Genomic DNA, 14,015 nt, shown 5'->3' on the forward strand with positions numbered 1-14,015 from the left:
TATGCCAAGTTGACGCATTCAAAACATAAAAGCTAATTCCAGACTCTATGAATTCGTTGCCTTGACTCAGTCAAGGTGACAACCCTTTATGCCTGATGACCATAGCGAGGTGGTCCCACTCCTTCCCATCCCGAACAGGACAGTGAAACGCCTCAGCGCCGATGATAGTGCGGGTTCCCGTGTGAAAGTAGGTCATCGTCAGGCTCTTACAGCCCAAATCGCCCAGCCCCTCAAAAGGCTGGGCGCTTTGCTTTGGGGAATCTGCTTTGCTGCGCCGGCGTCCGTTTGCTGGCGAGCCGATGCTGCCTCAGAAACACCAGCAATCGCGCTTCTGAGGCACGAAGGTGCCGACGGCCCTGTGCCTGCCCGCTGATTCGTTCCCAGATATTGCCGATCGTGTCGGCTTGGCCAGCCAGCTGACTGCCGAGCGCCAGCACGGCGGGATGCACGTAGGCCTTCTTGCAGACGGCCGGTGTATTGCCCAACTGCCGGGCGACCGCCTCGACGATTTCCTTTGCGTTGTACCGTGCGCCGCCGACTTCGCCTTCACGGCGATCAGTGCAGGCCAGTCGCGTCAGCTCGAGCGCCTGCACGGTCCCGTGCCAGGTACGGAAATCCTTGGCAGTGAAGTTTTCATCGGTGGTTTCACGTAAGTAGTCGTTCACATCAGTGGATGATGCAATACGCAACGAGCCATCCTCGGCCTGGTACTGAAAGAGCTCCTGCCCTGGCAACTGCTGACAGCGTCGGACGATCGCAGCAACCCGGGCATCATCGACCGTGGCTTCGTGAATGACCCCGCTCTTGCCGCGAAAGCGCAGCTTGAAGGACGACTTTCCCCCGAGGGTCACATGCTTGTTGCGCAAGGTCGTGAGTCCGTAGGACCCATTGCTGGCGGCATACGATTCGTTGCCCACACGCAGGAAGGTGGTGTCGAGCAGACGAACCAGCGTCGCCAGTACCAGGTCGCGACCGGGCGGCCCCTTCGCGCCCCGAGCAAGATCACGCGCCACGCGGCGCCGGATGGCGGGCAGCGCGCGTCCAAAGGCTTCGAGCCGCTCGAATTTGCTTTCGTCCTTCAACAGACGCCATTCGGCGTGATAGCGGTACTGTTTGCGTCCCCGCGCATCGATGCCGGTGGCCTGCAGGTGACCATTGGCGTAGGGGCAGATCCACACCTTGGCATAGGCAGGCGGAATCGCCAGCCGGCGAATCCGTGCCACCTCGTCGGCGTCGCGCAGCCACTGACCTGCGGTGTCGCGGTAGCGGAAGTGGATGCCGCGCTTCACGCGCGTCCAGCCCGGCATGTCCGGGTTCACGTAGACGAGCCCGTTGGCAAGCGCGACGGGCTGCAGAGATGAAGTGGCAGTGGCGGGCATGGGCTTTGCGACAATCCGGTTCTGGCTCTGTGCAGTCGATGGATCGACGCACCGAGATCGGGAGCCTGCCCGCTGCGCCTCGCACCGCATGTAGGACACCCTAAACGCCAACGGTGCGCGGCCCTCTCGTTAACCGTGGCCCTTTTCCATTCCCCGGAGACCTCATCATGTTTTCAAACTGGACCCGCAGCCTTCGATGGCTCGCGATCCCGGCCCTCGTCGTGCTGCTCGCTGCATGCACATCCACCCCGGCCACGCGGAGCGCGCAGCCGATCGAGGTCAAGGTCTTCGTCGGTGCGATGTTCGAGATCGGCCAGAACACCGGCGACCGCGCCGGCGAATTCCAGCATTGGTACGAGCGCTACTGGAAGGGCGCCACGCCGATTCCCGTTGCAGGCGCGCTGCAGCCCGTCTATTGCAATGCCGACGGCGTATGCGGTTCGGTGCTCGGCATGGGCAAGGTCAATTCCTCGGCGTCGATGCAGGCGATCCTCACGAACCCGGCCTTCGATTTCTCGAAGGCCTACTACGTGATCTCGGGCGTCGCCGGCACGCCGCCTTCGCGCGGAACGATCGGCGAAGTGAGCTGGGCCACCTGGCTGGTGGACTACGACCTTGGCCATCGCTGGGCGCCCGAGGAAAACAAGGCCGGCGAACCGACCTTCATGCCGCGCAAGGGCTACGAGGAATACCGCCGCTTCAAGCTCAACCCGGCACTGGTCGGCTGGGCCATGAAGCTGTCTGGCGATACGCCGCTGAAGGACTCTGATTCAGCCCGCGCCTACCGCCAGCGCTATCCGCAGGCGGCCGCGCGCCGCGCGCCCTTCGTCGGCACCGGCACCCACATGACCGGCGACACCTTCTTCCACGGCCCTGGCATGTCGAACCAGGCGCAGTACATCGCCAAGCTGTATGGCGCCGACGACTACGTGATCACGGAGATGGAGGCCGCCGCGATCGCGCTCGTCATCAAGCGCCAACACGGCATCGACCGCGTGATGAGCCTGCGCGGTGCGGTCAACTTCGACCAGGGCAACCCGCGCGAGACCACACTGCAGCATCTGGATCCGGCACCCGGTGAAACCGCGGGCGGCTTCGCCGAGACGGTCGCGAACGTCGAGCTCGTGGGCAGCCGGGTGGTCGATCACATCGTCGCCAACTGGCCGCAGTGGCAGGCCGGCGTGCCGCCGCTGCCTGCGCGTTGACATCCGCGAACGCGACAACGGCCGTGGTGCTCGCGAGCCCTAGAACAACGAAGCGGTGCGCGAGGCCGCATCGCCTGCGGCCGGCACCTTGCCGCGACCAGACTTGCCGCCGCCGAGCCCCGCGTCGCTCGAGGTGACCGCCACCTCGTCGGCCCGCGCCAGCGTGCCCACGCGCACGCCGAGCAGCCGCAGAGGGCGCTCGAGCGGCACGCGCTTCAGGCACTGGCCCGCGATGTGGCGGATCGTCCTGGGATCGGCCGTGAAGCCCTCGACGGTCTGATCGCGCGTCGCGATGCGGAAGTCGCCGTAGCGCAGCTTGATGCCGATGGTCTTGCCGACGTAGCCCTTGCGCTGGAGGTCCTCGGCCAGCTTCTCGCACAGGTGCGTGAAGATCCGGCCGAGTTCGGCGCGGTCGCGCACCGCATGCAGGTCGCGCTCGAAGGTGGTCTCGCGGCTCATCGACACCGGCTCGCTCTCGGTGACCACGGGCCGGTCGTCGCGGCCCCAGGCGACTTCGTGCATCCAGGCGCCGGTGGCCTTGCCGAAGTTGGCGATCAGCCAGTCGCGGTCTTTGGCGGCCAGCTCGCCGATGGTGCGGATTTCGTGGCGCTGCAGCTTCTCGTCGGCCTTGGGTCCGATGCCGTTGACCTTGCGGCAGGGCAGCGGCCAGATGCGCGCCTGCAGATCGCTGTCGTGCACGATCGAGATGCCGTTGGGCTTGTCGAATTCGCTGGCCATCTTGGCCAGGAGCTTGTTCGGCGCGACGCCGATCGAACAGGTGAGACCGGTGGCGTCCAGGATCGATTTCTGGATCAGCCGCGCCAGCACGCGGCCGCCTTCGCGCTGGCCGCCCGGCACCTCGGTGAAGTCGATGTACACCTCGTCGACGCCGCGGTCTTCCATCAGCGGCGCGATCTCGGTGATGACCTGCTTGAAGCGGCGGGAGTACTTGCGGTATTCGTCGAAATCCACGGGCAGGATCAGCGCCTGCGGGCACAGCTTGGCGGCCTTCATGAGCCCCATCGCCGAGCCGATGCCGAACTGCCGCGCCGCGTAGGTCGCGGTCGTGATGACGCCGCGGCCGGTGTAGTCCTTGAGCAGCGGGAAGGCGGCAACCGGAATGTCGGCCAGCGCGCCGCCTTCGGGCACCTCGCGCAGCGCTTCGTCAACACGGCGCCGGCCGCCGCCGATCACCATCGGCAGGCCCTTGAGCTGTGGGTAGCGCAGCAGTTCGACGGAGGCGTAGAAGGCATCCATGTCGAGATGGGCGATGCGGCGGATCGGAGCGGTCGTCACGTCGCAGATTGTCGCCGTTGCGGTCGCGGTGACCGCGCTTCGCCGTGCCCGCATGCAGCCAGGACCCGCTCACCGATTCGATCCGCTAGGGTTGCGCTGCCCGGCCTCGCGGTGCCATGATCCGCCCATGCAGCCCCTTGCGACGATCCTCTGGCGCCGGCTCGACCAGCCTGGCCACGACGTCTGCCGCCTCGACCGGATGGGCGAGAACTGGCAACTCGACGGCGGGGCGGCGTTTCGGCACGAGGATGGCCGGCTCGTTCAGCTGCACTACCGCGTGCGCTGCGACCGCGCCTGGCACACGCAATGGGCCACGGTGCGCGGCTGGCTCGGCGGCGAGGCGATCGATCTGTCGATCGTGCGCGATGCGCATGGTGCCTGGAAGCTCAACGACGTGCCCGTGACCGATCTCGGCCACTGCGTCGACCTGGACCTCGGCTTCACGCCTGCGACCAACATGCTGCCGCTGCGGCGCCTGCATCTCGCGCAAGCCGAAGGTGCCGATGCACCGGCCGCCTGGCTGGAGCTCGGCGGCGAAGGCGGCCTGAGCGAGCTGAACCAGCGCTACGAGCGCCGCAGCGAGACCGACTACTGGTACGCTGCGCCGCGCTTCGACTACGCCGCGATGCTCGTGGTCACGCCCGAAGGCTTCGTGGCGCGCTATCCGACGCTCTGGGAAGCAGAGCACTGAGGCGTGGGCCGCGCACGCGGCGGCCAAGTCGACAGCCCGCTGCTCGGGCTCGATGATTCAATGATCGTGATGCAGGTAGCTGGCCTGACGCGGCAAGCGCCAGGCGACCGCGAAGGCCAGCACCATCATGCCGGTCACGTACCAGTAGAACGCGGTCTCGTGGCCGATCGACTTGAGGCCCAGCGCCACGTATTCGGCCGAGCCGCCGAAGATCGCATTGGCCACCGCGTAGGCCAGGCCGACACCCAGCGCGCGCACCTCGGGCGGGAACATCTCGGCCTTCACGATGCCGCTGATCGAGGTGTAGAAGCTGACGATCGCGAGCGCCAGGATGATGAGCAGGAAGGCCGCCACGGGGCTCGTGACGCTCTGCAGCGCGGTCAGGATCGGCACCGTGGCGAAAGCGCCGAGACCGCCGAACAGCAGCATGTTGTTGCGTCGGCCGATGCGGTCGGACAGCGCACCGAACAGCGGCTGCATGCACATGTAGACGAAGAGAGCGACCGTCATGACGTAGCTGGTGGTCTTGATCGGCAGGCCGACCGTGTTGACCAGATACTTCTGCATGTAGGTCGTGAAGGTGTAGAAGATCAGCGAGCCGCCGGCGGTGTAGCCGAGCACCGTGAAGAAGGCCGCCTTGTGATGGCGGAACAGGCCCGAGAGGCTGCCGGCCTCCTTGTTGGCACGCGATTCGGCGCTTTGCGTCTCTTGCAGCGTGCGGCGCAGGAACAGCGCGACCACTGCGGCCACGGCGCCGATCACGAACGGGATGCGCCAGCCCCAGGCCTTGAGCTCGGCCTCGCTGAGCAGCTGCTCGAGGATCACGATCACGAGCACGGCCAGCAGCTGGCCGCCGATCAGCGTGACGTACTGGAAGGACGAGAAGAAGCCGCGCTGGCCACGCAGCGCGACCTCGCTCATGTAGGTCGCGGTGGTGCCGTATTCGCCGCCTACCGAGAGGCCCTGGAACAGCCGACAGACCAGCAGCAGGAAGGGCGCCCAGGCGCCGATCGCGGCGTAGGTGGGCAGGCAGGCGATCGCGAGCGAGCCGGCGCACATCATCGTGACCGAGATCAGCATCGAGGTGCGGCGGCCGTAGCGGTCTGCGATGCGGCCGAACAGCCAGCCGCCGATCGGCCGCATCAGGAAGCCGGCCGCGAACACGCCCGCGGTGTTGAGCAGCTGTGCCGTGGGATCGGACTTGGGAAAGAAGGCCGGCGCGAAATATAGCGCGCTGAAGGCGTAGACGTAGAAGTCGAACCATTCGACCAGGTTGCCCGAGGAGGCCGCCATGATCGCGAAGATGCGATGTCGCTTTTCTTCGGGCGTGTAGGGACGGGGGGTGGTGGCGGGATCGGCGGTGATGGCCGCGCCCGCGGCAGTTGCAGCGGTGCTCATGGAAGTGCCTTTGTTGGAAGTCGTAATGGCGACTTCCATCATGCCGCCGCTGCTGCGCGGGCGCTGTCAGTCGAGGCCGGCTTTGGCCCGCGAGCGGGCTGATTCCGGCCTCGGACCCCGCTAGAAGGTGCCGGGGAGCAGGATGCTCGAGTCGACCTCATCGATCTGCGTGCGGCCGCAGAAGGCCATCGTGATGTCGAGTTCCTTCTGGATGATCTGCAGCGCGCGCGTCACGCCGGCTTCGCCGAAGGCGCCCAGTGCGTAGAGGAAGCTGCGGCCGATCATGGTGCCGTGGGCGCCGAGCGCGCGCGCCTTGAGCACGTCCTGGCCGCTGCGGATGCCGCCGTCCATCCAGACCTCGATCTCGGTGCCCACCGCCTCGGCGATCGCGGGCAGGGCCGAGATCGACGACGGCGCGCCGTCGAGCTGCCGGCCGCCGTGGTTCGAGACGATCAGCGCATCGGCGCCGCTCGCGGCCGCGAGGCGCGCGTCCTCGACGTCCATCACGCCCTTCAGGATCAGCTTGCCGCCCCAGAGCTTCTTGATCCATTCGACGTCGGCCCAGCTCAGCGTCGGGTCGAACTGCTCGGCGGTCCAGGACGACAGCGAGGACAGGTCCTTCACATCCTTGGCGTGGCCCGCGATGTTGCCGAAGGTGCGGCGCTTCGTGCCCAGCATGCCCATGCACCAGCGCGGCTTGGTCGCGAGGTTGATGAGGTTCCTGATGGTCGGCTTGGGCGGCGCCGTGAGGCCGTTCTTGATGTCCTTGTGGCGCTGGCCGAGGATCTGCAGGTCGAGCGTGAGCTGCAGCGCGCTGACGTTGGCGGCGCGTGCGCGCTCGATCAGGCGCTCGATGAAGTCGCGGTCGCGCATCACGTAGAGCTGGAACCAGAACGGGTGGCGGTCGGTCTTCTCGGCGATGTCCTCGAGCGAGCAGATGCTCATGGTCGAGAGCGTGAACGGGATGCCGAAGGCCTTGGCCGCGAGTGCGCCCAGGATCTCGCCGTCAGCGTGCTGCATGCCGGTCATGCCGGTGGGAGCGATCGCCACGGGCATCGCGACCTCCTGGCCGATCATGGTGCTGCGGGTCGAGCGGCCTTCCATGTTGACCGCCACGCGCTGGCGCAGCTTGATCTTCTGGAAGTCGCTTTCGTTGGAGCGGTAGGTGCCCTCGGTCCAGGAGCCCGAGTCCGCGTAGTCGTAGAACATGCGCGGCACGCGGCTCTTGGCGATGACTCGCAGGTCTTCGATGGTCGTGATCTTGGACAGGTCTGGCACGGGGAAGGGCTCCTGGTTTGGGTGGCTGCGCGGCTGCCCATTATCCCCGCCCTGGAAACGGGCTCCTGCCGGAGTGCACCAAGGCGGCACGGCTGTTGCTTGCAACTGGTGCATGGAGACTCCCGTACTCGCGCCCCCGGCCAGCGATCCGCTGTGGCAGCACCAGCTGGGCCTGCTGCTGGAATCGACCGGCGAGGGCATCTTCGGCATTGATCTCGACGGCCATTGCATGTTCATCAACCGCGCCGGCGCGCAGATGCTGGACCATGCGCCCACGGCGGTGCTCGGGCGCAACATGCACGAGCTCACGCACCATTCGCACCCGGACGGCTCGCACTACGCCGACACCGACTGCCCGATCTTCAACGCCTTCCGGCGCGGCCTGCCGTGCCGCATCGACACCGAGGTCTTCTGGCGCCGCGACGGCAGTGCCTTCGCGGTCGAATACTCGAGCCACCCGATCCTCGACGGCGGCGTCGTGCGCGGCGCGGTCATCACCTTCGTCGACATCACCGAGCGACGCCGGCAGGCGCTGGCGCTGCAGCAGGCCAAGGAAGAGCTGGGCCTGCGCGTGGACGAGCGAACGCGCGAGCTCAGCGACGCGCTGGCCCAGCTGCGCGAGCTCTCGGCCTGGCTCGACAAGGTGCGCGAGGACGAGCGCACGCGCATCGCGCGCGAGGTGCACGACGAGCTCGGAAGCCTGCTGGTGGCGCTCAAGATGGATGTCGACTGGATCGGCAAGCGCCTCGGCGAGCAGCAGGAGCGCACGCCCGAGGCGGCGCAAGGCATGCGAACGCTGATGCGCAGCAAGTGCCACAACATGAGCGGGCTGATCGAGCGCGCGGTCGACAACGTCGGCCGCATCATCACCGACCTGCGCCCGAGCATCCTCGACCACCAGGGCCTGTGGGCAGCGCTGGAGTGGCAGGCCCATGAGTTCGTGCAGTCGGCCGAGCTGGTGCTGGACTGGCAGATGGCGGTGGACCCGGCGCTCGAGCTGCCGGAGCAGGCAGCGATCGCGGTGTTCCGCATCTTCCAGGAGATGCTCAGCAACGTCGGCCGCCATGCGCGCGCCGCGCATCTGGAAGTCCGCATCGAGACCGGCGCCGACGGCCTGCTGCGCATCGCGGTGCGTGACGACGGCGTGGGCGCGCCGGCGCGCGCCTTCGAGGCCGGCACCGCCTACGGCGTGCTCGGCATGCGCGAGCGGGCACGCCATTTCGGCGGCCGCATCGACATCGACAGCGCACCCGGCGCCGGCACCCTGCTGCGGCTCGCGTTGCCGCTCACGCAGCCATGACGCGGCCGCCTGACATCCGTGTGCTGATCGGCGACGACCACCGGATCGTGCGCGAGGGCCTCAAGCAGGTGCTGGGCGACCTGTCGAACGGCCCGCCCGAGATGGTGGTGCGGGCCGAGGCGCAGAGCGGTACCGAGGTCATCGAGGGCGTGACGGCGCTCGGCGGTGCCGACGGCCTGGACGTGGTGCTGCTCGACATCGCGTTGCCGGGCCGCGATGGCCTGGACGTGCTGCAGGCCTTGCGCCGCCAATGGCCGGCACTGCCGGTGCTGATGCTCAGCACCTATCCCGAGAAGCAGTACGCGGTGCGCTGCATCCGGCTCGGCGCCGCCGGCTACCTGCACAAGAGTGCCGACCCCGACGACATGGTGGCCGCCGTGCGAAAGGTGGCGGCCGGCGGGCGCTACCTCTCGGCCGCCACGGCCGAGGCGCTCGCGGCGGCCGTGGGCGGCAGCGGTGCGCGCGGCGCCGAGGCGCTGTCGCATCGCGAGCACCAGGTGTTCCGGCTCCTCACGGCGGGGCAGACCGTGAGCGAAATCGGTGCGCAGCTCGGGCTTGCGCCCAACACCGTGAGCACCTACCGAGCGCGCATCCTCGAGAAGACCGGGACCAAGAACGACGTCGAGCTCGCGCTGTACGCCGAGCGCCACGCCAAGCCGCCACCTTCCGTTGCCTGAAGCGCTGTTGCAGGCCCTGAAAGGGCCTCGGGGCCTGCCCGCTCGACCTGCCGTGTAGTGCTGCCCCTACACGGCGTCGACCTGCCGCCCGCGATCTGCGTGCGGTCGCGCGTCGAGGCCCGGAAACGGCACGTAGCGGCCCGGCACTTGCATCTGCACAGCATTCATTCAACGAGGTGCGCCATGTCCCGACTGCCCACGGATTCCGTCAATGATCCCTTCGACGCCGATCGCCCGCTCGCTCTACGCTGCTCTTGCGGGCGCGACCATGCGCCGGGCGAGCATGCGAGCGCCGTCGAGGATTCGAACGCCAAGCTCGAGGCCAGCCTGGTGAAGGCGCTGTTCCCGGTCGACAGCGTGCGACGCGGCTTTCTGCGCGCGGTGGGCGCCGGCACGGCGCGCGCCGCGATCCTTTCGCTGCTGCCGCTCGGGGCCTTGCAGGTCATGGCGCAGGACAAGGCGCCGCTCGAGAAGAAGAACCTCAAGATCGGCTTCATCCCGATCACCTGCGCGACGCCGCTGATCATGGCGCACCCGCTGGGCTTCTACCAGAAGCAGGGTCTCGAGGTGGAGGTCGTGAAGACCGCGGGCTGGGCGCTGATCCGCGACAAGATGCTCAACAAGGAGTACGACGCCACGCACTTCCTGTCGCCGATGCCGCTCGCGATCTCGATGGGCGCCGGTGCCAACGCGACGCCGATGAACGTGGCGACGATCCAGAACACCAACGGGCAGGCCATCACGCTGGCCAACAAGCACAAGGACAAGCGCGACCCGAAGCTGTGGAAGGGCTTCAAGTTCGCGGTGCCCTTCGAGTACAGCATGCACAACTTCCTGCTGCGCTACTACGTGGCGGAAGCGGGTCTCAATCCCGACACCGACATCCAGATCCGTGTCGTGCCGCCGGCCGAGATGGTGGCCAACCTGCGCGCCGGCAACATCGACGGCTACCTGGGGCCCGATCCGTTCAACCAGCGCGCCGTCTACGAGGAGGTGGGCTTCATCCACATCCTCACCAAGGAGATCTGGAACGGCCATCCCTGCTGCGCATTCGGCAGTTCGAGCGCCTTCATCCAGCAGAACCCGAACACCTTCGCGGCCCTCACGCGAGCGGTGCTGACCGCATCGGCGATGGCGCGCCAGCCCAAGAACCGCGAGCTGATCGCCAAGGTGATCGCACCCGCGCAATACCTGAACCAGCCCGAGACCGTGCTCACGCAGGTGCTCACCGGCCGCTTCGCGGACGGCCTCGGCAACATCCGCAACGTGCCGGACCGCATCGACTTCGATCCGATCCCGTGGCAATCGATGGCGGTCTGGATGCTCACGCAGATGAAGCGCTGGGGCTACGTGAAGGGCGACGTCGACTACGCCCAGTTGGCCGAGAAGGTGTTCCTCATCACCGATGCGAAGAAGCGCATGAAGGAGATCGGCGAAGCGCCGCCAGAGGGCACGATGCCGAAATTCACGATCATGGGCCGCGTGTTCGATCCGGCGAAGGCCCAGGACTACGCGCGCAGCTTCCCGATCAACAAGATGGCGGCAGGCTGAGCACCATGAACCCATCGCTGCGCCTGAAGGCGAAGGCCGGGCTGGTGTCGCTGCTGCTGCTGCTGGCCTTCCTGGGGCTGTGGCAGGCTGCGACCATGGCGCCGGCCGGCGCGGCGGCGCAGGCCGGCCTGACTCCCGAGCAGATCGAATACCAGAAGATGCTCGGCAAGGACCCGGGGCAGGTGAAGACCGCGGGTTTCCCGACGCCCGCCGAGCTCGGCGCCACGGCCTGGAAGCACCTGTCGAACCCCTTCTACGACAACGGGCCCAACGACAAGGGCATCGCGATCCAGCTGGCCTGGTCGCTGGGCCGCGTCGCGCTCGGCTTCCTGCTGGCCTGCCTGGTGGCGGTGCCGCTGGGCTTCGTGATCGGCATGTCGCCGCTCATGCAGAAGGCCTTCGATCCCTTCATCCAGGTGCTCAAGCCGATCTCGCCGCTGGCCTGGATGCCGCTCGCGCTCTACACCATCAAGGATTCGTCCACCAGCGGCATCTTCGTGATCTTCATCTGCTCGGTGTGGCCGATGCTGCTCAACACCGCTTTCGGCGTGGCCTCGGTCAAGCGCGAGTGGCTCAATGTCGCGAGCACGCTCGAGGTGAAGCCGCTGCGCCGCGCCTTCCGCGTGATCCTGCCGGCCGCGGCGCCGACGATCCTGACCGGCATGCGGATCAGCATGGGCATCGCCTGGCTCGTGATCGTGGCGGCCGAGATGCTGGTGGGCGGCACCGGCATCGGCTACTTCGTCTGGAACGAGTGGAACAACCTGTCGCTTACCAACGTCATCTTCGCGATCCTCGTGATCGGGGTGGTCGGCATGCTGCTCGACATGGCCTTCGCGGGCCTGCAGAAGAAGGTCACCTATGTGGAGTGAACAGGGAATCGCCATGACAGCCAGCCTCGCCCCTCAGACTGCCGCGGGCAGCGGCTTCGTGCGCATCGAGGGGCTCGCGAAGTCCTTCGTGCCGGGCAAGCCGGTGTTCGCCGACGTGAACTTCGCGCTCGAGCGCGGCGAGTTCGTCTGCATCATCGGCCACTCGGGCTGCGGCAAGACCACGATCCTCAATGTGCTGGCGGGCCTCGACACGGCCAGCAGCGGCCATGTGCTGATGGACGGCCGCGAGATCGCCGGGCCCGGCCTCGAACGCGGCGTGGTGTTCCAGAGCCATGCGCTGATGCCCTGGCTCACCGTGCGCCGCAACATCGCCTTCGCGGTGCAGTCGCGCTGGCCCGGCTGGTCTGCGCTGGAGGTCGACGAGCAGGTGCGGCGCTTCGTCTCGCTCGTGGGGCTCGATGGCGCGATCGACAAGAAGCCCTCGCAGCTCTCGGGCGGCATGAAGCAGCGCGTGGGCATTGCGCGCGCGTTCTCGATCCAGCCCAAGATGCTGCTGCTCGACGAGCCCTTCGGCGCGCTCGATGCCCTCACGCGCGGCACGATCCAGGACGAGCTGATGGCGATCGTGCGCCAGACGGCGCAGACCGTCTTCATGATCACGCACGACGTCGACGAAGCCATCCTGCTGGCCGACCGCATCCTGCTCATGAGCAACGGCCGCGAGACGGACGCCGGCTGGCGCCCCGGCAACATCGCCGAGACGGTGGTCAACCCGCTGCCGCGCGAGCGCAGCCGCGCCGGCCTGCACCACCTCGACGGCTACTACGCGCTCCGCAACCACATCGTCGACTTCCTGGTCTCTCGGGCGCGCGCCTGACCGACCGCCTTCTTCATCCCTCCCTCAGAAGCAACAGGAGCATTTCCGCATGAACCGCAACGACGTCACCGAGAAGATCATCACCGTCAAGGTCGCCAAGGGCATCCAGTGGGCCGACGTGGCCGCCAAGCTCGGCCTCTCCAAGGAATGGACCACCGCCGCCTGCCTGGGCCAGATGACGCTCGACGCCGCGCAGGCCAAGGTGATCGGCAAGATCTTCGGCCTCACGGCCGAGGAGCAGAAGTGGCTGCAGGTGGTGCCGTACAAGGGCTCGCTGCCGACGCCGGTGCCGACCGACCCGCTGATCTACCGCTGGTACGAGATCGTCAGCGTCTACGGCACCACGATCAAGGAGCTGATCCACGAGGAGTTCGGCGACGGCATCATGAGCGCGATCGACTTCAGCATGGACATCCAGCGCCAGGCCGACCCTAAGGGCGACCGGGTCAGCGTGGTGCTGTCGGGCAAGTTCCTGCCCTACAAGACCTACTGAGCCGCTCCCCGCCGCGGCCGGCGCCTGCAGCCTCGCGCGCAACGGCGCAGAATGCCCGCTCCTTCATCGGTGGGGAAGACGACATGCGGTTCCTGGTCGTGGGCGCGGGCGCGCTGGGCGGTTATTTCGGTGGCAGGCTGCTCGAGGCAGGGCGCGACGTCACCTTTCTTCTGCGGCCCGGACGCGCGGCGCAGCTCGCACGCACCGGCCTGGTCATCAAGAGCCCGAAGGGCGATCTGGCGCTGCCGGCGCCGCCCTCGGTGCAGGCCGACGCCATTGGCGGGCCCTTCGATGTGGTGATCGTCGGCTGCAAGGCCTACGACCTCGCACAGACCATGGAATCGTTCGCGCCCGCGGTCGGACCCGCCACGCTGGTGCTGCCGCTGCTCAACGGCATGCGCCATCTCGACGACCTGCGCGCGCGCTTCGGCGCCGAGCGCGTGCTGGGCGGCCTTTGCATGATCTCGGCCTCGCTCGACGAGGCTGGCACCGTGCTGCATCACAACGACATGCACGGCCTGACCTACGGCGAACTCGGTGGCGGCCGCTCGGCGCGGATGCAGGCGCTCGAGGCCGCCTTCGCGGGCGTCCGCTTCGATGCCCGTGCCTCCGACGCCATCCTGCAGGACATGTGGGAGAAGTGGATGTTCATCGCCTCGGCCGCGAGCATGACCTGCCTGATGCGCGGCTCGGTCGGCGACATCGTGCTGGCCGGCGGCAGCGACATCGGCTCCGCGATGGTCGATGAATGCGCCGCGATCCTCGCCCACAACGGCTTCGCGCCGCGTGCCGAGCCGCTGGCGCGGGCCAAGGCGATGCTGGCCGTCCAGGGCTCGCCGGTGACCGCCTCGATGTTCAAGGACATCGAGCGCGGCGCCCCGATCGAGGGTGAGCACATCGTGGGCGACCTGCTGCGCCGCGCGGCCGACGGCAGCCAGGCCGTGTCGCCGCTGCGCATCGCCGCGGTGCATCTGCGCACCTACGAGGCGCGTCGCATGCGCGAACAGTCGGCGCAATCGCAGTCCGCCGCCTGAGGG

The 14,015-nt window shown here is 67.5% G+C and carries 13 protein-coding genes and 1 rRNA gene; 10 read left to right on the top strand and 4 right to left on the bottom strand.

Annotated elements, in window-relative coordinates; translation table 11 throughout:
- The first annotated feature begins 91 nt into the window (after positions 1 to 91).
- A 5S ribosomal RNA gene (gene rrf, locus QTH87_RS09065) occupies positions 92 to 204 on the top strand.
- Between the two features lie 26 nt (positions 205 to 230).
- Here rrf and QTH87_RS09070 read toward each other — a convergent pair.
- On the bottom strand, positions 231 to 1,379 hold the full coding sequence (locus QTH87_RS09070; RefSeq protein WP_286608587.1) for a DNA topoisomerase IB: 1,149 nt from the start codon (positions 1,377 to 1,379) through the stop codon (positions 231 to 233).
- A 167-nt stretch (positions 1,380 to 1,546) separates the two neighbouring features.
- Here QTH87_RS09070 and QTH87_RS09075 point away from each other — a divergent pair, with 167 nt between their 5' ends.
- On the top strand, positions 1,547 to 2,584 hold the full coding sequence (locus QTH87_RS09075) for a purine-nucleoside phosphorylase (RefSeq protein WP_286608588.1): 1,038 nt from the start codon (positions 1,547 to 1,549) through the stop codon (positions 2,582 to 2,584).
- Positions 2,585 to 2,623: 39 nt separating this feature from the next.
- Here QTH87_RS09075 and QTH87_RS09080 read toward each other — a convergent pair whose 3' ends face one another.
- Complete coding sequence (locus QTH87_RS09080) at positions 2,624 to 3,841, bottom strand: Y-family DNA polymerase (RefSeq protein WP_286609054.1); 1,218 nt, start codon at positions 3,839 to 3,841, stop codon at positions 2,624 to 2,626.
- Positions 3,842 to 4,007: 166 nt separating this feature from the next.
- On the opposite strand from QTH87_RS09080, the gene QTH87_RS09085 reads away from it, so the two are divergent.
- Entirely contained in the window at positions 4,008 to 4,571 is a 564-nt protein-coding gene (locus QTH87_RS09085) for a putative glycolipid-binding domain-containing protein (protein ID WP_286608589.1), read from the top strand.
- 57 nt (positions 4,572 to 4,628) lie between these two features.
- Here the strand turns inward: QTH87_RS09085 and QTH87_RS09090 are convergent, their stop codons facing one another.
- Both QTH87_RS09090 and QTH87_RS09095 read right to left on the bottom strand, forming a co-directional pair.
- Positions 4,629 to 5,969 (bottom strand): MFS family transporter, encoded by a 1,341-nt coding sequence (locus tag QTH87_RS09090; protein WP_286608590.1) that lies wholly within the window; start codon positions 5,967 to 5,969, stop codon positions 4,629 to 4,631.
- Between the two features lie 120 nt (positions 5,970 to 6,089).
- Positions 6,090 to 7,247 carry an alpha-hydroxy acid oxidase gene (locus tag QTH87_RS09095; protein ID WP_286608591.1) on the bottom strand — a complete coding sequence of 386 codons (1,158 nt, stop codon included), beginning with the start codon at positions 7,245 to 7,247 and terminating at the stop codon, positions 6,090 to 6,092.
- A gap of 112 nt (positions 7,248 to 7,359) precedes the next feature.
- On the opposite strand from QTH87_RS09095, the gene QTH87_RS09100 reads away from it, so the two are divergent.
- From QTH87_RS09100 to panE, 7 genes are all read left to right on the top strand, one after another.
- Entirely contained in the window at positions 7,360 to 8,547 is a 1,188-nt protein-coding gene (locus tag QTH87_RS09100) for a sensor histidine kinase (protein WP_286608592.1), read from the top strand.
- The gene (locus QTH87_RS09105; protein ID WP_286608593.1) at positions 8,544 to 9,224 is read left to right on the top strand and encodes a response regulator; all 681 of its coding nucleotides are present in this window, start codon (positions 8,544 to 8,546) and stop codon (positions 9,222 to 9,224) included. Before QTH87_RS09100 ends, QTH87_RS09105 begins: the two co-directional genes overlap by 4 nt.
- Before the next feature lie 183 nt (positions 9,225 to 9,407).
- Positions 9,408 to 10,775 (top strand): CmpA/NrtA family ABC transporter substrate-binding protein, encoded by a 1,368-nt coding sequence (locus tag QTH87_RS09110; protein WP_286608594.1) that lies wholly within the window; start codon positions 9,408 to 9,410, stop codon positions 10,773 to 10,775.
- A gap of 5 nt (positions 10,776 to 10,780) precedes the next feature.
- Positions 10,781 to 11,647, top strand: coding sequence for a nitrate ABC transporter permease (ntrB, locus tag QTH87_RS09115; RefSeq protein WP_286608595.1), 867 nt, complete (start codon positions 10,781 to 10,783; stop codon positions 11,645 to 11,647).
- Between the two features lie 13 nt (positions 11,648 to 11,660).
- Complete coding sequence (locus QTH87_RS09120) at positions 11,661 to 12,485, top strand: ABC transporter ATP-binding protein (protein WP_286608596.1); 825 nt, start codon at positions 11,661 to 11,663, stop codon at positions 12,483 to 12,485.
- A 49-nt stretch (positions 12,486 to 12,534) separates the two neighbouring features.
- Positions 12,535 to 12,978, top strand: a complete 444-nt coding sequence (gene cynS, locus QTH87_RS09125; RefSeq protein ID WP_286608597.1) for a cyanase — start codon at positions 12,535 to 12,537, stop codon at positions 12,976 to 12,978.
- An 83-nt stretch (positions 12,979 to 13,061) separates the two neighbouring features.
- Positions 13,062 to 14,012, top strand: coding sequence for a 2-dehydropantoate 2-reductase (gene panE, locus QTH87_RS09130; RefSeq protein WP_286608598.1), 951 nt, complete (start codon positions 13,062 to 13,064; stop codon positions 14,010 to 14,012).
- Positions 14,013 to 14,015: the final 3 nt, after the last annotated feature.

This window comes from Variovorax jilinensis, from assembly GCF_030316885.1.
In the GTDB taxonomy this organism is placed as follows: domain Bacteria; phylum Pseudomonadota; class Gammaproteobacteria; order Burkholderiales; family Burkholderiaceae_C; genus Variovorax; species Variovorax jilinensis.